Origin of the sequence: Pseudomonas sp. NPDC078416, from assembly GCF_050268485.1 — a bacterium.
GTDB lineage: Bacteria > Pseudomonadota > Gammaproteobacteria > Pseudomonadales > Pseudomonadaceae > Aquipseudomonas.
The window spans coordinates 214962-235086 of record NZ_JBNNGV010000002.1; the positions used below are offsets into that span (position 1 = coordinate 214962).

General features: G+C 59.6%; 22 protein-coding genes. 10 read left to right on the plus strand and 12 right to left on the minus strand.

The window, feature by feature from the left end:
* The first annotated feature begins 79 nt into the window (after positions 1-79).
* On the plus strand, positions 80-535 hold the full coding sequence (locus ACQKEN_RS04845; protein ID WP_427684073.1) for a GNAT family N-acetyltransferase: 456 nt from the start codon (positions 80-82) through the stop codon (positions 533-535).
* Between the two features lie 145 nt (positions 536-680).
* On the opposite strand, the gene ACQKEN_RS04850 is transcribed toward ACQKEN_RS04845, so the two are convergent.
* Entirely contained in the window at positions 681-1676 is a 996-nt protein-coding gene (locus ACQKEN_RS04850) for an alpha/beta fold hydrolase (RefSeq protein ID WP_427684075.1), read from the minus strand.
* 162 nt (positions 1677-1838) lie between these two features.
* Between ACQKEN_RS04850 and ACQKEN_RS04855 the strand changes: the two genes are divergently transcribed.
* From ACQKEN_RS04855 to tsaA, 3 genes are all read left to right on the plus strand, one after another.
* The gene (locus tag ACQKEN_RS04855) at positions 1839-2549 is read left to right on the plus strand and encodes an rRNA pseudouridine synthase (protein WP_427684077.1); all 711 of its coding nucleotides are present in this window, start codon (positions 1839-1841) and stop codon (positions 2547-2549) included.
* A gap of 70 nt (positions 2550-2619) precedes the next feature.
* Positions 2620-3081: a DUF1456 family protein gene (locus ACQKEN_RS04860; RefSeq protein WP_074891250.1), complete on the plus strand. Its 462-nt coding sequence runs from the start codon at positions 2620-2622 to the stop codon at positions 3079-3081.
* Positions 3082-3097: 16 nt separating this feature from the next.
* A complete protein-coding gene (gene tsaA / locus ACQKEN_RS04865; protein WP_427684078.1) occupies positions 3098-3802 on the plus strand; it encodes a tRNA (N6-threonylcarbamoyladenosine(37)-N6)-methyltransferase TrmO in 705 nt (234 codons plus the stop codon).
* 168 nt (positions 3803-3970) lie between these two features.
* Here the strand turns inward: tsaA and fpr are convergent, their stop codons facing one another.
* Positions 3971-4750 (minus strand): ferredoxin-NADP reductase, encoded by a 780-nt coding sequence (gene fpr / locus ACQKEN_RS04870; protein ID WP_065989778.1) that lies wholly within the window; start codon positions 4748-4750, stop codon positions 3971-3973.
* Positions 4751-4872: 122 nt separating this feature from the next.
* Between fpr and ACQKEN_RS04875 the strand changes: the two genes are divergently transcribed.
* A complete protein-coding gene (locus tag ACQKEN_RS04875; protein WP_065989779.1) occupies positions 4873-5799 on the plus strand; it encodes a LysR family transcriptional regulator in 927 nt (308 codons plus the stop codon).
* A gap of 25 nt (positions 5800-5824) precedes the next feature.
* Here ACQKEN_RS04875 and ACQKEN_RS04880 read toward each other — a convergent pair whose 3' ends face one another.
* Together ACQKEN_RS04880 and erdR are read right to left on the minus strand one after the other, a co-directional pair.
* On the minus strand, positions 5825-6193 hold the full coding sequence (locus ACQKEN_RS04880; protein ID WP_065989780.1) for a diacylglycerol kinase: 369 nt from the start codon (positions 6191-6193) through the stop codon (positions 5825-5827).
* A gap of 106 nt (positions 6194-6299) precedes the next feature.
* Entirely contained in the window at positions 6300-6947 is a 648-nt protein-coding gene (gene erdR / locus ACQKEN_RS04885; RefSeq protein ID WP_065989781.1) for a response regulator transcription factor ErdR, read from the minus strand.
* Between the two features lie 175 nt (positions 6948-7122).
* Here erdR and ACQKEN_RS04890 point away from each other — a divergent pair, with 175 nt between their 5' ends.
* The gene (locus ACQKEN_RS04890; RefSeq protein WP_427684081.1) at positions 7123-8007 is read left to right on the plus strand and encodes a DMT family transporter; all 885 of its coding nucleotides are present in this window, start codon (positions 7123-7125) and stop codon (positions 8005-8007) included.
* Between the two features lie 60 nt (positions 8008-8067).
* On the opposite strand, the gene ACQKEN_RS04895 is transcribed toward ACQKEN_RS04890, so the two are convergent.
* A complete protein-coding gene (locus ACQKEN_RS04895) occupies positions 8068-8799 on the minus strand; it encodes a tRNA-uridine aminocarboxypropyltransferase (protein ID WP_427684247.1) in 732 nt (243 codons plus the stop codon).
* Between the two features lie 222 nt (positions 8800-9021).
* Between ACQKEN_RS04895 and ACQKEN_RS04900 the strand changes: the two genes are divergently transcribed.
* A complete protein-coding gene (locus ACQKEN_RS04900) occupies positions 9022-9447 on the plus strand; it encodes a quorum-sensing-regulated virulence factor family protein (RefSeq protein ID WP_065989783.1) in 426 nt (141 codons plus the stop codon).
* A gap of 370 nt (positions 9448-9817) precedes the next feature.
* Positions 9818-10933, plus strand: a complete 1116-nt coding sequence (locus ACQKEN_RS04905; RefSeq protein ID WP_427684083.1) for an LOG family protein — start codon at positions 9818-9820, stop codon at positions 10931-10933.
* A 48-nt stretch (positions 10934-10981) separates the two neighbouring features.
* Here ACQKEN_RS04905 and recX read toward each other — a convergent pair whose 3' ends face one another.
* From recX to ACQKEN_RS04925, 4 genes are all read right to left on the minus strand, one after another.
* Positions 10982-11449: a recombination regulator RecX gene (gene recX, locus ACQKEN_RS04910; RefSeq protein ID WP_074891258.1), complete on the minus strand. Its 468-nt coding sequence runs from the start codon at positions 11447-11449 to the stop codon at positions 10982-10984.
* An 8-nt stretch (positions 11450-11457) separates the two neighbouring features.
* Entirely contained in the window at positions 11458-12522 is a 1065-nt protein-coding gene (recA, locus tag ACQKEN_RS04915) for a recombinase RecA (RefSeq protein ID WP_065989790.1), read from the minus strand.
* An 85-nt stretch (positions 12523-12607) separates the two neighbouring features.
* Positions 12608-13123 (minus strand): CinA family protein, encoded by a 516-nt coding sequence (locus ACQKEN_RS04920; RefSeq protein ID WP_427684249.1) that lies wholly within the window; start codon positions 13121-13123, stop codon positions 12608-12610.
* 88 nt (positions 13124-13211) lie between these two features.
* Positions 13212-13343: a hypothetical protein gene (locus tag ACQKEN_RS04925; RefSeq protein WP_427684084.1), complete on the minus strand. Its 132-nt coding sequence runs from the start codon at positions 13341-13343 to the stop codon at positions 13212-13214.
* Between the two features lie 260 nt (positions 13344-13603).
* Between ACQKEN_RS04925 and mutS the strand changes: the two genes are divergently transcribed.
* Both mutS and fdxA read left to right on the plus strand, forming a co-directional pair.
* Positions 13604-16171, plus strand: coding sequence for a DNA mismatch repair protein MutS (mutS, locus tag ACQKEN_RS04930; RefSeq protein ID WP_427684251.1), 2568 nt, complete (start codon positions 13604-13606; stop codon positions 16169-16171).
* A 239-nt stretch (positions 16172-16410) separates the two neighbouring features.
* Entirely contained in the window at positions 16411-16734 is a 324-nt protein-coding gene (fdxA, locus tag ACQKEN_RS04935; protein ID WP_427684086.1) for a ferredoxin FdxA, read from the plus strand.
* A 557-nt stretch (positions 16735-17291) separates the two neighbouring features.
* On the opposite strand, the gene rpoS is transcribed toward fdxA, so the two are convergent.
* From rpoS to ACQKEN_RS04950, 3 genes are all read right to left on the minus strand, one after another.
* Complete coding sequence (gene rpoS / locus ACQKEN_RS04940) at positions 17292-18296, minus strand: RNA polymerase sigma factor RpoS (RefSeq protein WP_065989798.1); 1005 nt, start codon at positions 18294-18296, stop codon at positions 17292-17294.
* 103 nt (positions 18297-18399) lie between these two features.
* The gene (locus ACQKEN_RS04945) at positions 18400-19293 is read right to left on the minus strand and encodes a peptidoglycan DD-metalloendopeptidase family protein (protein WP_427684089.1); all 894 of its coding nucleotides are present in this window, start codon (positions 19291-19293) and stop codon (positions 18400-18402) included.
* Between the two features lie 178 nt (positions 19294-19471).
* Positions 19472-20107, minus strand: a complete 636-nt coding sequence (locus tag ACQKEN_RS04950) for a protein-L-isoaspartate(D-aspartate) O-methyltransferase (RefSeq protein WP_172610991.1) — start codon at positions 20105-20107, stop codon at positions 19472-19474.
* Positions 20108-20125 lie beyond the last annotated feature (18 nt).

A 20125-nucleotide genomic window follows, 5' to 3' on the forward strand; every position in this document is an offset into this window, starting at 1 on the left:
CTGCCCGTAAAACGGCGGGGTTTGTTTTTTCTGGCTATCGTCCCCTCATCAGGATCAATTCCCAGGGAGCAGCGGCAACATGACCCAGCACTCGGTCATCTATCTGCCCAAACAGCACGACTTCGCCGAACTCACCCGGGTCTGGGAAGCCTCCGTGCGCGCAACCCATGACTTTTTGCCCGAGAACTACATCACGCTGCTCCGGCATCTGCTGGAAACCCAATACCTGGGCGCCGTGAACCTGTTCTGCACCCGCGACTCGCACCTGCGCATCACCGGTTTCGCCGGCACCACGCCGGGCAAGCTCGAAATGCTGTTCATCGCCCCTGACCACCGTGGCATGGGCCTGGGGAAGCAATTGCTGGACTATGCGATCGAGCATTTCCGCATCACCGAGCTGGATGTGAACGAGCAGAACGTCCAGGCATTGGGCTTTTATGAACGGCAGGGGTTTGAGGTGGTGGGCCGGGCGGAGGTCGATGGACTCGGTCGGCCGCATCCGATGTTGCGGATGCGGGTGAAATCGGGGCTGTGACGCCTGAACCGGGCCAGAGAGAGGTTCGGACTGTAGGAGCCGGCTTGCTGGCGAACCCAATCGGTCGGCAACCAGCAGCGCCTGACCCGACGCGTTCGCCAGCAAGCCGGCTCCTGCCAGAATGCAGTTGCCGGTCAGATCTGCATCAGCGCTTCAAGCTTTCCAGCAGCACCTTGTTGAACTGCTGCGGGTCCTGAATCTGCGGCGCATGGCCAAGCCCTGCGAACTCCACCAGCGTTGCCTGCGGAATGCGCTTGGCGGCGGCCTTGCCCAGTTCCGGGTAGTTGCCCAACGTCTTGCGAAGGTCCTCGGGCGCGGCGTCCTTGGCAATGGCGGTATTGTCCTTCTGCCCAATCAACAACACCGTCGGCATCTTCAATTTCTCGAAGTCGTAGAACACCGGCTGATTGAAGATCATCCCGTAGGTCTGCGCAGATGCCCGAGCGACCTCCTCCTTGCCCTTGCCGTTGAACATGCCGGCCTGCATGTCGACCCAATGATCGAACTCGGGCCGCCATTCATTGGCGTAATAGGTCGACTGTTGATACTTGCGAATGCTGTCGGCACTGGTCTTCAGCTCCCGGGCGTACCAGTCGTCAAAGCTTCGATCCGGCACGCCTTTGGCTTTCCAGTCTTCCAGGCCGATCGGGTTGACCAGCAGTAGCTGATCCACTTGCTCGGGGTACATCAGCGCAAAGCGGGTCGCCAGCATGCCGCCCATCGAATGCCCGACCACGGTGACGTGATCGATGCCCAGTTGGGTCAGCAGCGCTTTGGTGTTTTGCGCCAGCTGTTCAAAAGAGTACTTATAATCCGCCGGTTTGCTGGAGCGGCAGAAACCGATCTGATCCGGCGCAACGACCCGATAGCCCGCGCCCGTCAACGCCTTGATGGTCCCTTCCCACGTGGCGCCGCAGAAGTTCTTGCCGTGCAGCAGCACCACGCTGCGGCCATTGGCAGGCCCGGCTGGCTTGATGTCCATGTAACCCATCTGCACCGGCGCGCCTTGGGATTCGAAGCTGTAATTCTGCGCCGGGAACGGATACTGGAAGCCTTCCAGCTGCGGGCCGTAAGACGAGGTTTGCGCAGCGAGCAGCGGCAGGCTGACAGTCATCAGCAATGCGGGTAGCCATTTGGTCATGAATTCGCTCCAGACAATGTAGGAATACAGAGCAGACCTGCGTCGGTCCCGGAAAAATCCATGGACTGGAGGCTTATTCACCCGCCAATTTCAATGTGGCCGCGATTAACGGTGCCTGCGCGGGTACAATAGGCGCCTTTCCATTTTGTTACGGCTTTTCTCATGACTGACCCCATTCGCCTTTCCAAACGCCTGATCGAGCTGGTCGGCTGCTCCCGTCGCGAGGCCGAGCTGTTCATCGAAGGCGGCTGGGTCACGGTGGACGGCGTTGTCGTCGACGAGCCTCAGTTCAAGGTCGAAAACCAGACCGTGGTGCTGAACGCGGAAGCGAAAGCCGATACGCCTGAATCCGTCACCCTTCTGTTCAACGCCCCGGCGGGTATGGCCCCTGAAAATGCCTTGGCGCTGATCACACCCGCTACGTTATCCGCCGACCACAGCATCGGCCGACGTCCGCTCAAGGGGCACTTCCTGCGCCTGGAAGCGATTTCCACGCTGCAAGCCAACGCCAGCGGCCTGATGGTGTTCAGCCAGGACTGGAAAATCCTGCGCAAACTCACCGACGACCGCAGCAAGATCGAGCAGGAATATGTCGTCGAGATCGCGGGCGACATGGTTGCCCACGGCCTCAACCGCCTGAACCACGGCATGACCTACAAGGGCAAGGAGCTGCCGAAGGTCAAAGCCAGTTGGCAGAACGAGAACCGCCTGCGCTTCGCCATGAAGAACCCGCAGCCCGGCGTCATCGCCCAGCTGTGCGAGGCGGTGGGCCTGAAGGTTGTTTCGGTGCGGCGCATCCGTATCGGCGGCGTGTCCATCGGCAAGGTGCCTGAAGGCCAGTGGCGCTACATGACCGACAAAGAAAAATTCTGAAACCCCTTTCTGAGCGCCGCATCCCATCTTGCGCGCGCTCATCTGCGAATCCCCAGGAAATACACGCACCATGATGAACAACGATGTACTGCGCAGCATCCGTTACATGCTTGATATCAACGACGCCAAAGTGGTCGATATCATTAAGCTCGGCGGGTTCGACGCGACCAAAGCCGATGTCGCGGCCTACATGAAGAAAGACGAAGAAGAAGGCTTCGTGCCATGCAGCGACGAAGTCATGGCGCACTTCCTCGACGGCCTGGTGTTCTTCAAGCGTGGCAAGGACGAGAGCCGCCCGCCGCTGCCTGTCGAACTGCCCATCACCAACAACATCGTCCTGAAGAAGCTGCGCGTGGCTTTCGAACTGAAAGAAGACGACATGCACGCGATCCTCAAGGCGTCCGAGTTCCCGGTGTCCAAGCCTGAACTCAGCGCCCTGTTCCGCAAGGCGGGCCACACCAACTACCGCGTCTGCGGCGACCAGCTGCTGCGCAACTTCCTGCGCGGCCTGACCCTGCGCGTGCGCGGCTAAGCGCTGCAGCTCGTCCATGACCCAGGTCTACAACGTCTCGCCGATCGGCTTCATGCGCTCGTGCTTCAAAGAGAAGTTCGCCATTCCCCGGCAGCCGCAACTGGCGCCTGCCGCGCGGGGCGTGCTGGAGTTGGTCGCGCCCTTTGATCAGGGTGATGCCGTTCAGGGTCTGGAACAGGTCAGCCATGTCTGGCTGCTGTTTCTGTTTCACCAAGCCCTGGAGGACAAGCCGCGACTTAAGGTGCGCCCGCCTCGCCTGGGCGGCAATCAGTCGATGGGCGTGTTCGCCACGCGCGCGACCCATCGGCCCAACGGCATCGGTCAGTCGGTGATCAAGCTGGATAAGGTCGAAGCCGGGCGCCTGTGGCTGTCAGGCATCGACCTGCTGGACGGCACGCCGGTGCTGGACGTCAAACCCTACGTGCCCTATGCCGATGTGATCGTTGATGCACGTAACAGCATGGCTGCCGCCGCCCCGGAGATGATTCCGGTGCAGTGGGCAGACGCGGCGCTGACCCAGGCCCACGAACATGGACTGCGCCTCGAAGAACCGCTGATCGAGCTGATCGAGCAGTGCCTGGCTCAAGACCCGCGACCGGCCTATCAGACGCCCACGCCGGAGCGACGCTACGGCGCGCAGTTCTGGGACCTGGACGTGCGCTGGCATTACCCGCAAGCCGGCGTCATCTGCGTGCTGGAAGTCGTCCCCGCCGCCGGTTGATAAACCGCTTACACCCGCCCACAAAAAAACCGCCTGGTCCGTGACCTCCAGGCGGTTTTTTTCAGACTCCAAAAACGCGGGTGCCTGTACTGACCTATTCGCCGATGACGTCACCCCCGCAGTGCTGCGAGGATGATTCATCGGCGATTGGGTCGTAGCTGAACAGTGTTACTTCTCGACGAAGGCGCGCTCGATCAAGTAATCACCCGGCTCACGCATGCGTGGCGAAACGGTCAAGCCGAAGCTGTTGAGCACTTCGCTGGTCTCGTCGAGCATGCTCGGGCTGCCGCACAGCATGGCGCGGTCGTCCTGCGGGTTGATCGGCGGCAGACCGATGTCGCTGAACAGCTTGCCGCTGCGCATCAGGTCGGTCAGGCGGCCTTCGTTTTCGAACGGCTCGCGGGTCACGGTCGGGTAGTAGATCAGCTTGTCGCGCAGCATCTCACCGAAGAATTCATTCTGCGGCAAGTGCTCGGTGATGAACTCGCGGTAAGCGACTTCGTTCACGTAACGCACGCCGTGGCAAAGGATGACCTTCTCGAAACGCTCGTAGGTCTCAGGGTCCTGAATCACGCTCATGAACGGCGCCAGACCGGTACCGGTGCTAAGCAGGTAAAGGTGCTTGCCCGGCTTGAGGTCGTCGAGCACCAGCGTGCCCGTAGGCTTCTTGCTGATGATGATCTCGTCGCCTTCCTTCAAATGCTGCAGCTGCGAGGTCAGCGGGCCGTCCGGTACCTTGATGCTGAAGAACTCCAGGTGCTCTTCCCAGTTCGGGCTGGCAATGGAGTAGGCACGCATGAGCGGGCGCCCGTTTGGCTGCTGCAGACCGATCATGACGAACTGACCGTTCTCGAAGCGCAGGCCAGGATCACGGGTGCACTTGAAACTGAAGAGGGTGTCGTTCCAGTGATGAACGCTGAGGACACGCTCGTGATTCATGTTGCTCATGGTACGTGGGAGCTCCTGATAAATAACGTGCGCCAGTCAATGCGCCATTGCGCGACATTCTAGTGGCAGACACAATATCTGTTAACTGAATTATCAAGATATAGGTTATCGGTTATATAGATATGCGATTTACTCTCCGTCAGCTCCAGGTTTTCGTCGCCGTCGCCCAGCAGGAAAGCGTTTCCCGCGCGGCGGTCTTGCTGTCCTTGTCGCAATCGGCGGCGAGTACGTCCATCACAGAACTGGAACGCCAATCCAGCTGCCAGCTGTTCGACCGCGCCGGTAAACGGCTGAGCCTCAACGCGACCGGCCGGCAGCTGTTGCCCCAGGCCGTTGCGCTGCTCGATCAGGCCAAGGAGATCGAAGACCTGCTCAACGGCAAGTCCGGTTTCGGTTCACTGGCGGTCGGCGCAACCCTCACCATTGGCAACTACCTCGCCACGCTGCTGATCGGCAGCTTCATGCAGCGCCACCCTGAGAGCCAGGTGAAGCTGCACGTGCAGAACACGGCGAACATCGTTCAGCAGGTCGCTCACTACGAGATCGATCTGGGCCTGATCGAAGGCGACTGCAGCCACCCTGACATCGAAGTGCAAACCTGGGTCGAGGATGAGCTGGTGGTGTTTTGCGCCCCTCAGCATCCGCTGGCCAAAAAGGGCCGGGCATCACTGGAGGAACTGACGCGGGAGGCGTGGATTCTGCGGGAACAGGGTTCGGGGACGCGCCTGACCTTCGATCAGGCCATGCGTCATCACTTGAACAGCCTGAACGTGAGGCTGGAGCTGGAACACACCGAGGCGATCAAACGCGCTGTGGAGTCAGGGCTGGGAATCGGCTGCATCTCGCGTCTGGCCCTGCGTGACGCCTTTCGCCGGGGCAGCCTCGTGGCCGTTGAAACGCCGGAGCTGGATCTGGTGCGGCAGTTCTATTTCATCTGGCACAAGCAGAAATATCAGACGTCGGCTATCCGCGAATTCCTCGACCTCTGTCGTTCCTTCACCGCCGGTGTAAACCGCAGCGACGAGATTGTCCTGCCGAGCATTGCCTGACGCGCCGCCCGGCTGAGGACGATTGTCAGCCCAGCAGGATCAGGCCCCAGACCACGGCAATCATGCTCAGCGCTACGAATTGCGCGGCGCTGCCCATGTCTTTGGCGTTCTTCGACAGCGGGTGGCGGTCGAGGGAAATCCGGTCAATCGCCGCTTCGATGGCCGAATTCAGCAGTTCGACGATCAGCGCCAACAGGCACACCGCGATCAGGATCGCGCGCTCGCCACGGCTGACATGGAACACGAACGACAGAGGGATCAATACAACGTTGAGCAGCACCAGTTGACGGAACGCGGCTTCGCCTTTGAATGCTGCGGTCAGGCCGTCGAAGGAATAGCCCGACGCGTTGAGGATACGTTTCAGACCAGTCTGGCCTTTGAATGGGGACGTCATAGGAAAACTACTGATGAATGAAAGCGGTGGAGGCTAGTGCGGCGACGGTCAAAAAAGTGTGAAGGTCGGCCGCGTAAAGCCCGGGGTTTAGCCTGATTCGCGGGAATCAGCTCTGCGGAATGGATTCCAATTGTTGCAGCAGCAAGGCTGCCTGGGTCCGGGTGCGCACATTGAGCTTGCGAAAGATCGCCGTGACATGGGCCTTGATCGTCGCTTCCGACACGCTCAGCTCGTAGGCGATCTGCTTGTTCAGCAACCCCTCGCAGACCATCGTCAACACGCGGAACTGCTGGGGCGTCAGGCTGGCAAGGCCTTCGCTGGCAGCCTTGGCCTCCGGCGACACGCTAATGCTTTCGTTGACCTGGGGAGGCCACCAGACATCGCCATCCAGCACCGTTCGCACGGCCTTCTGGATGGTTTCGAGGGAACTGGATTTAGGGATGAAACCGCTGGCGCCGAATTCGCGGGACTTGACCACGACCGCGGCCTCTTCCTGAGCGGAGACCATCACCACTGGCACTTGCGGGTACTGACCGCGCAACAGCACCAGCCCCGAAAAGCCATAAGCGCCGGGCATGTTCAGGTCCAGCAGGACCAGATCCCAATCGGACTTCTCGGTCAGTCGCGCTTCCAGATCAGCGATGCTCTCGGCCTCTACCAGCCTTGCATCCGGCCCGAGCCCCAGGCTAAGCGCCTGATGCAATGCGCTGCGAAACAGGGGATGGTCGTCGGCAATCAGGATTTCGTATGGCATTTCATGATCCTTTAAGTGACTCAGCGCCGACGAATTCAACACCCAATGAGGACACCCGCGACATCTTGACACAGGGACCATACGTGAGCGGCGCCAAGAATGCCCAGCGAAGCCGGGGTGGTCAAGCCTGACGCTTTGCGGCAAAGTCTGCGCCCCCGATCTGACGAGTGCCATCATGCCAAACCATGCCCTGCGAGCCGACCTGCTCATGCTCCTGACCGCATTGATCTGGGGCACCGGCTTTGTCGCCCAGACCGCCGGGATGGATCACATCGGCCCCTATCTGTTCTCGGGGCTTCGTTTCGCGCTGGGTTCCCTCTGCCTGATCCCGCTGATTCTGCGCAACGCCAACACCGCGCGCGTGCCAGAGCCCTTGCTCAATCGCGGCATGTTACGCGCCGGCATCATCATGGGCCTGGCGCTGGCACTGGGCATCAACCTGCAACAGGTGGGACTGCTGTTTACCAGCGTGACCAACTCCGGCTTCATCACCGGCCTGTACGTGATTGTAGTTCCGCTACTGGGCTTGCTGCTCGGCCATAAAACCGGGCTGGGCACCTGGCTGGGCTGCCTGTTGGCCGTAGTCGGCATGTGCCTGCTCAGTATTGGCGATAACTTTCACGTCGCCTCGGGGGACTGGCTGCAGTTGATCGGCGCGTTCGTGTGGGGCGGACACGTGGTATTGGTCAGTTTATTTGCCAGCCGCCACGACCCGATCCGTCTGGCCTTTCTGCAGTTCGCCACCTGTTCGGTGGTGAGTCTGCTGCTGGCAGTGCTCTTCGAACCGATTGCCCTCGACGCGATCATGGCCGCGGCCCCTGCCCTGCTCTACGGCGGCATCGTCGCGGTCGGGGTCGGCTACACGCTGCAAGTGGTCGCGCAGAAACACGCCATTGCTTCCCACGCCGCCATCATCCTTTCGCTGGAGGCCGTGTTCGCCGCCATCGCCGGCGCCTGGATTCTCGGGGAGGCGTTGCAACTGCGCGGTTATATCGGTTGCGGATTGATGCTGGCCGGGATGCTGCTGGCGCAGTTGTGGCCGAAGAAAAGCCTCGCCTGAGGTCATGTTTCTATTGCGAGCAGTGTTGATGCGACTCGCTGGCACCGGCCTTACTTGTGACTACTCAAGATAGCCCTTGAGCTCTTGATGGGCATCGCTCAGCAAATCAAGGGGCAACTGATTTTTAGCGTCTAGATAGTGCTGACTGAAGACATCGAAGTAGCAGCTTAGAGCCGAAGCTGCTTCATTGTCGCCGGCCAGATCGAGACACAGAGCGGCCACTTCAGCGGTACAGAGATGTTCGCTGCGGGTGGACCGTCTCAACTTGTACCGTGAAAGCTTTTCGGGGATCAGGCTCAAAATGGGGATGGAGTCGAAATAAGCGCTTTTACGGAAGATTTTCCTCGCTTCAGTCCATGTAGCGTCAAGCAGCACGAACAGCGGTCTCTTATTCGGATTAATCGTCACGGTATTGGTGACGCGGTCGGCCGCTACATATTCCCCCGGAAAGACCAGATAGGGTTGCCACTGCGGATCGTTAAGCAATGCAATCAGCTTTTCATCGACTTCGGTGCGTGACCACACAAACGCATGGTTATCCTTGATCACGTCTGCAATCAGCCAACCCGTATTGCTGGGTTTGAAGACCTCTTTTGTCGTCATGATCAGGCACACCCCTGATTTTGCCTCGACCTTGGGACGCCACCTGCACAGGCAATGACTTTCGATCACTCGACAGTATTGACACCTTGGCGCACGTGATCCGCGAGCCAGGTAAGGCTTTGTACTCTCCTCCTCCCGCTCATCTCTCAGACATGCGACAGAGTTTCTGTGAAAAAGAGTCGGCGTCATCGAAGGGTAAGAAGGCAGTGACACGAGGGGTATCCGGCAGGTCGAAAAGTCGCGGCATTCTATCAGACACCGTCCAACGCGCCGTGCTCTCTGGTGTCCGCCGAGGCTCCTCACCTATACTGCCCGGCCTTGAGAGCACTCACCCTCGCAGTGAACGCCTTGGGATGTCGCCGGTCCAACGGCCTGCCTCTGCACCACCCGTCCATGCACCAGGAGAATTCAATGCTGCGCCTCATCGCCCCCACTCTCACGCTTTTGCTCGTCGCTCCACTGTGCGCCAACGCGGCGTCCAAGCAGGATTACGAACTGAGCCAGATGCTTGATAAAGTCGCGAAGGAAAGCAGTGTCGGCACGCCACGCGCCATCAACGAAGACATCCTCGACGAAGGCTACACCGTTGAAGGCAAAATGCTGATCAACCACCTCAGTGTGCAGTCTGGCCAAGCGGCTCAGATGCGCGAAAACCCGGACGACGTCCGCGGTCAGCTGGGCGGCAGCGTGTGCCGCAACGCCGGTTATCGCCAACTGATGGCCAAGGGCGCGATCCTGCGTTACCAGTTCACCGAATACAAAACCAACAAGCTCATCACGACTCAGGAAATCAAAGCGGCGGACTGCGCTGCCAAACCCCCTGCCCACAAGAAGTGATGTAACCCGCTTTACGGGCTGCGCGTTTCGAGATCACCTCAACGCGCAGCCTTGCCCTCCCCCTTCATTCGATACATGCGCTATTCCAATTCCCGCCACTCGGCACTTCTTGCCCGCCGCTCTTCGGACCGGCTTTTCGTTTCGCCGTGCCCATTCTCCCTCATCACATTTTGCATGCAAGAAAGGGTTGCCTGCGGCGCCGGTTGCCATCAATGTTTTCTCTTTCCAACCATGGATTAGTCCAGAATCGGGCGCCGCGCAGATGTGATGTCTCTCTGTTTTTGGGATTCGCTGCGCACGCCGACGCATGAAGCGTCGCGATCCCGCCCTCTGGCGCCGGTCAATGATTCTGCAGAAGGAGAAAGCGTGAATGCCGTACGTACCCAGTGACGCGTTGTCTCAGCACTTTCAGAGCAACGGAAACGACCTCACCCGCAAGGTCGAAGAACTCCTCGGTTCGGTCGCCCCGGACAGCCCCAATCTTCCGCTCTACCGCGACATGACCCTGACCGTCCTGCGCATGGCCCAGGACGACCTGAATCGCTGGAATGCCAAAATCACCCTGCAAGCGCTGCGTGAACTGGAGAATGCCTTTCGGGTGCTCGAACGATTCAAAGGCCGGCGCAAGGTCACCGTGTTCGGCTCCGCACGTACGCCCCTCGAACATCCTGTTTATGCGCTGGCCCGTGAATTGGGCAAGCAACTGGCCGCCTCGGACCTGATGGTCATCACCGGCGCCGGTGGCGGGATCATGGCCGCGGCCCACGAGGGCGCCGGTCTGGATCACAGCCTGGGCTTCAACATCACCCTGCCGTTTGAGCAGCACGCCAATGCGACCGTGGATGGCACCGGGAATCTGCTGCCGTTCCACTTCTTCTTCACGCGCAAGCTGTTTTTCGTCAAAGAAGCCGACGCGCTGGTGCTCTGCCCGGGCGGGTTTGGCACCCTCGACGAAGCGTTGGAAGTGCTGACGCTGATCCAGACCGGCAAAAGCCCGCTGGTGCCGATCGTGCTGCTGGATGCATCAGGCGGAACGTTCTGGGAAGGCGCACTCAGTTTCATCACGAACGAACTGGAGGCGAACAAATACATCCTGCCCACGGACATGAACCTGATGAAGCTGGTGTACAGCGCCGATGAGGCCGTTGCCGAAATCAATCGGTTCTACGCCAACTTCCACTCCAGCCGCTGGCTGAAGAACACCTTTGTCATCCGCATGCATCACGCCTTGAGCGAACATGCACTCAATGCCCTGCAGGACCGATTCGCTGATCTGCGGTTAAGTGGCGAATTCCAGCAATACGGCCATCAGGACGAATATGACGAAGCGCAGTTCAGCCACCTCACGCGTCTGGCGTTCGCCTTCACCGGCCGCAACCATGGCCGCTTGCGCGAACTGGTGGACTTCATAAACCTGGAGGAAAACTGGGCGAAACCTGCACATTCTCAGCAGGCTCGAGGAACCGAACCCGTGAAATCGATGTGATGATGAATGCGTGAGGGCGCCTCTGTGCGCCTTTACGCAGATCAAGCATCAGTCGTCGTTGCCCTTGCCACTCAGCAAACGCCCTATGAGCTCGGGTGGATAACCGCGATAACTCAGAAAGCGCATTTGCTGCCCACGCTCGCGGGCATCTCTGGGTAGCTGGCCGCTGAACTTGCGCTGCCACAGCGCTTCCAGCTTTTCCCACCAGTCCACGCCGCACTCGCGCAGTGCCTGTTCGATGTCCGCACGCAGCAAGCCGCGTTGCCCCAGCTCTTCGCGGATACGCAAAGGGCCGTGGCCAGAACGGGCACGGTAGGAAACGAAGCTTTCGAGGTATCGGGATTCAGACAGCAGACCCTCTTCCGTCAGACGGTCGAGCGCTGCATCAATCAGTTCGGGAGGGGCGCCGCGCTGACGCAGTTTGCGCGTCAGCTCGACACGACCATGCTCGCGTCGCGCGAGCAGGTCCATTGCAGTCCGCCTGACAGCGACGGGGGTATCAAGCACAGCGGGCATGGCGGGGATCAGATATCCGCGTCAGCTTCGACTTCAGCCACATCGTCTGCCGCTACGCGGGACGACTGGGCTTTCACATCAGGCGCTGCCGTCAGCAGCTTCTCGCGAATCTGCCTTTCGAGGGTGGTGCCGATTTCCGGGTTGTCCGCCAGAAACTTCGCGGAGTTGGCTTTACCCTGACCGATCTTGCTGCCCTGGTAGCTGTACCAGGCGCCGGATTTCTCCAGCAGACCGTGCAGCACGCCGAGGTCGATGATCTCGCCGTTACGGTAGATGCCCTTGCCGTAGAGAATCTGGAACTCAGCCTGACGGAACGGCGGGGCCACTTTGTTCTTGACGACTTTGACGCGGGTTTCGCTACCGACGACTTCGTCGCCTTCCTTGACCGCGCCTGTACGGCGGATGTCCAGACGGACCGACGCATAGAACTTCAGTGCGTTACCACCGGTGGTGGTTTCCGGGCTGCCGAACATCACGCCGATCTTCATACGGATCTGGTTAATGAAGATAACGAGGCAGTTGGCAGTCTTGATGTTACCGGTGATCTTGCGCAGTGCCTGGGACATCAGTCGGGCTTGCAGGCCGACGTGCATGTCGCCCATTTCGCCTTCGATTTCAGCTTTTGGTACCAGAGCGGCCACGGAGTCGACGACGATGACGTCGATCGCGTTCGAGCGCACCAGCATGTCAGTGATTTCGAGGGCCTGTTCGCCAGTGTCTGGCTGTGAGACCAGCAGGTCATCGACATTGACGCCCAGCTTGCCGGCGTACTCTGGATCGAGCGCGTGCTCGGCGTCGACGAATGCGCAGGTGGCGCCCATTTTCTGGGCTTCTGCGATGACGGACAGAGTAAGTGTGGTTTTACCCGAAGATTCCGGGCCGTAGATTTCAACGATCCGGCCTTTTGGCAGGCCACCGATACCGAGTGCGATATCGAGACCCAGCGAGCCGGTGGAGATAGCAGGAATAGCCTGGCGGTCATGGTCACCCATGCGCATTACGGCACCTTTGCCGAATTGACGCTCGATCTGACCCAAGGCCGCAGCCAAGGCTTTCTTCTTGTTGTCGTCCATTGAATCCTCTCGTAATAGGTTAGGCCTTGACGGCCGATATAACTGTATAAGTAGCCAGTATTATTCCACAGGGTCTGACGCGCGCCTACCCCTGATTTGGTATTTCTCCGCGAGAGAGCCGGACAAGCCCCTCTAGCGCGGCACTCACCGTTTGTCGGCGGACCGCATCACGGTCACCTGCAAACAGAAATCGCTCGGCGATCAATCGTTCCGCCGCGCCCCAGCACACCCACACCGTGCCGACGGGTTTCTCCGCCGAGCCCCCATCCGGCCCGGCCACCCCGCTGACCGCAACGGAAAACTGCGCGCCGCTGTTTGCCTGCGCGCCCCTGGCCATGGCTTCAACCACTTCGCGGCTGACGGCACCGACCTGGCCGAACAACGCTTCCGGCACTGCCAGTTGTCGGGTCTTCTGCCGGTTGGAGTAGGTGACATAGCCGGCCTCGAACCAAGCCGAACTTCCCGGGATACGCGTGATGGCTTCAGCGATGCCGCCTCCGGTGCAGGATTCTGCCGTGCTGACCTGCGCGCCTGTCGCCAACAGTTGCTGACCCAGGGTTGCTGCCAGGTGAGTGATGTCGTCCAAAAGGGTTCTCCGTATCGGTCGAGGCAAAGCAGACACGCTACACCAGCAGAATGGATGTGCAATACAGGACGTGACCTGAATCCGGATCACGCCTGGAAGACACTTATTTGCGCTCCGGTTTTTCGGAGCAGGGTTTCTTGATGGTTTCCACGATGGTTTCCCGCGGACGTCGCTTGGCCTCCTCCAGAGGGATGAAACGGCCGTTGGTTGAATCTCGTCCTCGCTTGCGTTGCATAGGGCAATCCTTGTCGATGATGCCGCCTCCCGTCGGGCGGTGCTCGACATCCTAGCCAGCTCAAAGCGTCTCGTGTCGGTTCGGAAACGCGCCGTGACGAATCAGCGGGACCTGCGGCCCGCGAACGTGCGTGGTAACCTTGCCGCCATCGAAAATGCAATCGGATCTGACGCCGAGCCACGTAGGTGGAATCCCCGTCGTCGCCCGAAATCTGCCTCAATCTCCTACAGAATTTGCCTAAATACCTGATGAATAAAGCAATTTCCGACCTCTCCTCGCACACGCCCATGATGCAGCAATACTGGCGGCTGAAAAATCAGCACCCGGACCAGTTGATGTTCTATCGCATGGGTGACTTCTACGAGATCTTCTACGAAGACGCCAAGAAGGCGGCCAAGCTGCTCGACATCACGTTGACCGCCCGCGGTCAGTCAGCGGGGCAAAGCATTCCCATGTGCGGCATCCCCTATCACGCGGCGGAAGGCTATCTGGCCAAGCTGGTGAAGCTGGGCGAGTCGGTGGTGATCTGCGAACAGATCGGCGATCCGGCGACCAGCAAAGGGCCGGTTGATCGTCAGGTGGTGCGCATCATCACCCCAGGCACCGTCAGCGACGAAGCGTTGCTGGACGAGCGTCGGGACAACCTGATCGCCGCCGTACTGGGTGACGAACGCCTGTTCGGCCTTGCCGTTCTGGACATCACCAGCGGCAATTTCACCGTGCTGGAAATCAAGGGCTGGGAAAACCTGCTGGCCGAGCTTGAGCGGATCAATCCGGTCGAGCTGCTGATTCCCGATGACTGGCCACAAGGCCTGCCGGCAGAGAAACGCCGCGGTGCCCGTCGTCGCGCGCCGTGGGACTTCGAGCGCGATTCGGCGCACAAAAGTTTGTGCCAGCAGTTTTCCACCCAGGATCTGAAAGGCTTCGGCTGCGAGAACCTGACCCTGGCAATCGGCGCAGCGGGCTGCCTGCTGGCTTACGCCAAGGAAACCCAGCGCACGGCATTGCCTCACTTGCGCAGCCTGCGCCATGAGCGTCTCGACGACACGGTGATTCTGGACGGCGCCAGCCGCCGCAACCTGGAACTCGACACCAACCTGGCGGGCGGGCGCGACAACACCCTGCAGTCGGTGATGGATCGCTGCCAGACCGCCATGGCGACGCGCCTGCTCACTCGCTGGCTGAACCGTCCCCTGCGCGATCTGCGCATCCTTCAGGCCCGGCAAGAGTCGATCGGCTGCTTCCTTGAGCGCTACCGCTTCGAGAACCTGCAGCCGCAACTGAAAGAAATCGGCGACATCGAGCGCATTCTTGCGCGTATCGGCCTGCGCAACGCCCGCCCGCGAGACCTGGCGCGGCTGCGTGATGCCCTCGGCGCCCTGCCCGAATTGCAGCTGGCACTGGCCGAACTTGAAGCGCCACACATTCAGCAATTGGCGAAAACCGCGAGTACCTACCCGGAGCTGGCCGACCTGCTGCAACGCGCGATCATCGACAATCCGCCTGCCGTCATTCGCGACGGCGGCGTACTGAAGACCGGTTACGACGCCGAGCTCGATGAGTTGCTGTCGCTGAGCGAGAACGCCGGGCAGTTCCTCATCGATCTCGAAACCCGGGAGAAGGCGCGCACCGGGCTGGCCAACCTCAAGGTCGGCTACAACCGCGTGCACGGCTACTTCATCGAGCTGCCGAGCAAGCAGGCGGAACAGGCGCCGGCTGACTACATCCGTCGCCAGACGCTGAAAGGCGCGGAGCGTTTCATCACCCCTGAGCTCAAGGAATTCGAAGACAAGGCCTTGTCGGCCAAGAGCCGCGCACTGGCTCGGGAAAAGATGCTTTATGAGACGCTGCTGGACGACCTGATCAGTCACCTCGCGCCGCTGCAGGACACCGCCGCCGCACTGGCCGAGCTGGATGTGCTGAGCAACCTGGCCGAGCGTGCGCTGAACCTGGACCTGAACCGGCCGCGCTTCACCGATGAGCCGTGCATGCGCATCGAGCAAGGTCGTCATCCCGTGGTGGAGCAGGTCTTGTCGTCGCCATTCGTGGCCAATGACCTAGACTTGAACGACAGCACGCGCATGCTGGTCATCACCGGTCCTAACATGGGCGGTAAATCCACCTACATGCGCCAGACCGCTTTGATCGTGCTGCTGGCGCATATCGGCAGCTTCGTGCCGGCGGCGAGCTGCGAACTCTCGCTGGTCGACCGCATCTTCACGCGGATCGGTTCAAGCGACGACCTGGCCGGCGGGCGCTCGACCTTCATGGTGGAGATGAGCGAGACGGCGAACATTCTGCATAACGCCACCGACAAAAGCCTGGTGCTGATGGATGAAGTCGGACGTGGCACCAGCACCTTCGACGGGCTTTCCCTGGCGTGGGCTGCGGCAGAATGCCTCGCCCAGCTGCGCGCGTACACGCTGTTCGCGACGCATTACTTCGAGCTGACCGTGTTGCCGGAAAGCGAGCCGCTGGTGGCCAACGTGCATCTGAATGCCACCGAGCATAACGAGCGCATTGTCTTCCTGCACCGCGTGCTGCCGGGCCCGGCGAGCCAGAGCTATGGTCTGGCCGTGGCGCAACTGGCCGGCGTGCCGGGGCGCGTCATCACGCGGGCCAAGGAGCATCTGTTGCGTCTGGAGACCACCAGCCTGCCCCACGAGCAGCCCAGGGCCAAGCCTGGCAAACCACCGCTGCCGATGCAGAGCGACATGTTTGCAAGCCTGCCGCACCCCGTGCTGGACGAGTTGTCGAACCTGAAGATCGACGACCTGACGCCGCGACAGGCGCTTGAGTTGTTGTATTCGATGAAGACACGCATCTAACGTGATTCGTAACAAGCTGTTAGAATCCCGCGCGGTTCGGGACGCTGTGAGCTTTTAGCCTGGCTTTACAGCGCACCTGGCCGCGTTTGAACGCAGCGAACCAAGGTCGGACATCGCCGCGCAGGACACCCTGCCTGCCGCGTTGCTCGAGAAGCTGAGTTTTACGGCCGGGGGACGTCCCGTACCTGGCAAGCCGGACTGAACGGCCTTGCTGCCGCCGCCTGAGGAGAGAATTAGAAATGACCTTCGTCGTCACCGACAACTGCATCAAGTGCAAGTACACCGACTGCGTAGAAGTCTGTCCGGTGGACTGCTTCTACGAAGGCCCGAACTTCCTGGTGATTCACCCGGACGAGTGCATCGACTGCGCCCTGTGCGAGCCTGAATGCCCTGCGAATGCGATCTTCTCGGAAGACGAGATTCCGGCCGGCATGGAGAATTTCATTCAGCTGAACGCAGAGCTGGCTGACATCTGGCCCAACATCACGGAACGCAAAGACCCGCTGCCGGATGCCAAGGAGTGGGACGGCAAGACCGGCAAGATCGCCGATCTGGAGCGCTAAGCGCTTGCTGATAAAAAAGGCCCTTCGGGGCTTTTTTTCATGGGGCTCTGCTAAAGCCTCACTTTTCTGCAGACGAAAAAAGGGGCGGTCTGACCCGCCCACATTTTTTCCATAATCCCTTCAATCCTTGTTCATCATCCTGATGAATCGCATCCTGCGATGTCCTTGAGCAGTCTTCCTTGACCGCCTGTACCAATCCGTCGGTACAGGACTGATATTAGTGATTTAAACGATCAGGGCAAGGGCTCAGAGTTTTCAGGAAAATTCAGCCGCTGGCCGGCGCTAGTTTGAAATTAACAATTAAATCAATGAGATAACCATCGGCTTTCAACTGACGGAGACATGATCCGCTAAAGAAGAGACGATAACTCACATAACGTGTAAGAAACGGCTTACAGCCTGAGTAAGCATCACTTACCCGATTGTGAAAATGATCGTTTCCGTATCAAGAAGCCGTCATGGAAAGTCCATCAAAAGTACATTCAACCGACATAAAAAAGCCCCGACGCGTCGGGGCTTTCGTATTGCCTGATGTAACTTGCGCCAACCCTCAGCGCCTATTGAAAGAGTGACTCGCTGGATAAACCATTCTTCTCGAGAATCTCGCGAAGGCGTTTCAGCCCTTCCACTTGTATCTGCCTTACACGCTCGCGGGTAAGGCCGATTTCCAGCCCGACGTCTTCAAGGGTGCTGCTTTCATGCCCGCGCAACCCGAAGCGACGGACAACGACTTCACGCTGTTTGTCGGTCAGCTCGGAGAGCCATTGATCGATGCTCTGGGACAGATCATCGTCCTGAAGCAGCTCACATGGATCGGTAGGACGATCGTCGGTCAGCGTGTCGAGCAGCGTCTTGTCCGAATCAGGACCCAGCGACACGTCCACCGAAGACACGCGCTCGTTGAGGCCCAGCATGCGCTTGACCTCACCGACCGGCTTCTCCAGCAGGTTGGCGATTTCTTCGGGAGAGGGTTCGTGATCCAGCTTTTGCGTCAGCTCCCGGGCGGCGCGCAGGTAGACGTTGAGCTCTTTGACGACATGGATCGGCAGACGAATCGTGCGCGTCTGATTCATGATCGCGCGCTCGATGGTCTGACGAATCCACCAGGTGGCGTAGGTCGAGAACCGGAATCCGCGCTCTGGATCGAATTTTTCGACCGCTCGAATCAGGCCCAGATTGCCCTCCTCGATCAGGTCCAGCAATGACAGACCACGATTGACGTAGCGTCTGGCGATTTTCACGACCAGCCGCAGATTGCTCTCAATCATGCGTTTACGCCCAGCCGGATCGCCGCTTTGCGACAGTCGCGCAAAGTGAACTTCTTCTTCCGGGGAGAGCAGGGGAGAAAAGCCGATTTCATTGAGATACAGCTGCGTAGCATCCAGTGCCCGCGTGTAATCAATGTACTTATGCTGTTTGAGCGCTGCAGAGTTTTTGGGTTTTGCACGAACAGAAGGTGTAGCTGGCTTCTCATCCGTTGCAGAATCCAGGACGATTACGGGCTCCATCAGGAGGACCTCGTCGTCTATGTCAAACTCCGGCACTTCTTTGCTGAGAGCCATTGTTATAGTCCTTTGGTGAGTTCGACCTCAAGCTCCAGTGACGCCTTCTTCCATGGCAGCACTTGAGCCTATCCCCTCTACGCAGGAACAGGCTGACAACCGATCAGCGACGTGGCAAGAATTCCAGTGGATCTACAGGTTTACCCTGGCGGCGAATCTCGAAATGCAGTTTCACCCGGTCCGTTCCCGTCGAGCCCATCTCGGCAATACTTTGCCCTGCCTTGACCTGTTGTCCCTCCCGAACCAAGAGCCGACGGTTATGTCCGTATGCACTGACGTAGGTATCGCTGTGTTTGATGATGACCAACTCGCCGTAGCCCCTTAATCCACTCCCGGCGTATACCACGGTCCCATCAGACGCGGCCAAAACAGGCTGTCCCAAATCACCAGCGATATCAATTCCTTTATTCAAACTACCGTTTGAAGAGAACTTGCTGATCAAAACGCCGCTGGTCGGCCATGTCCAGCCGCTTGGCGAGCGGGCGCCAGTGACCACCGTTGTGTTGACTGGCGTGGTCGTCGAGTTGCTGGTCGGCGGAGGCGTCGTGGCGGCGACAGCGCCTACGGGCCTTGAAATCACGGTGGTTTTCAGCGACCCGGAAGGCGATGTCGAACTGCTCGTGGTGGTCTGCGGAACGCTGGCCGAACCAGAAGCCACTGCCGTGGACGGCGAGCTGGCGCGCCCGTCGAAACGGATCGTCTGACCCACATGAATGGTGAACGGCTCTGGAATATTATTGCGTGCGGCCAGCGCTTTCCAGTCCCAGCCGTAACGGAATGCAATGGAAAACAGCGTGTCGCCGCGCTTCACGACGTACTGACCGGTGGTGACCGGCTGACGTGTCGGCACCGTCGACTTGCCGTTTCGGTCGACAACCCGCACGCCGCCCGATGGCGTGCTGGAGCAGCCGACCAGAAGGATACTCAGGGCAACTCCAATCACCAGACGCTGAAAACTTGTTGAAGCACTACGCTGCCGAATGACTGTGAGACTCACCCGCCACTCCCTTTACCGGTGACTGAAGAAGAAACTGCCCTGCGTCATGAAAAGACAGGCAGCCACGAAAAATATGGTGTGAAACGGCGCTGCGGCAAACAACCGAAGCATCGTCGCAAAACGCCAGCCTGTAGACCGGCTGCGTCTTGTGGAATTCATTGCCGCCGCAAAATAGCGCTTAGGCCAGCGGTCCGTTGAGCAACGGGACGAAACGAACGGCGCCCAGCACATGCCGGGAGAAGCCGTTTTCCTCGCGGATGATCAGCATCAGTTGCTGCACTTCGCCCGAACCCACCGGAATCACCAGACGACCGCCGGGTGCCAGTTGGTCCAACAACGCCTGAGGTACATCGGTGGCCACTGCGGTGACGATGATGCCGTTATAGGGCGCGAGCGCCGGCCAGCCTTCCCAGCCATCGCCCCAACGAAACACCATGTTGCGCAGATTCAGCTCGACGAGGCGTTCCTTGGCGCGGTCCTGCAGCACCTTGATGCGCTCGACGGAGAACACACGCTCCACCAGTTGCGCCAGCACCGCGGTCTGATAGCCCGAGCCAGTACCGATCTCCAGCACCTTATCCAGGGGACCTGCCGCCAACAGCAGCTCGCTCATGCGCGCCACCATATAAGGCTGGGAGATCGTCTGGTTGTTGCCGATCGGCAGCGCGGTGTCTTCGTACGCGCGGTGCGCCAGGGCCTCGTCGACGAACAGGTGTCGAGGGGTCTTGCGAATGACGTCCAGCACCTGGGTGTTGGCGATGCCTTCTTCGCACAACCGTTGAATCAGACGCTCGCGGGTACGCTGGGAAGTCATCCCCACGCCACGTCGTAA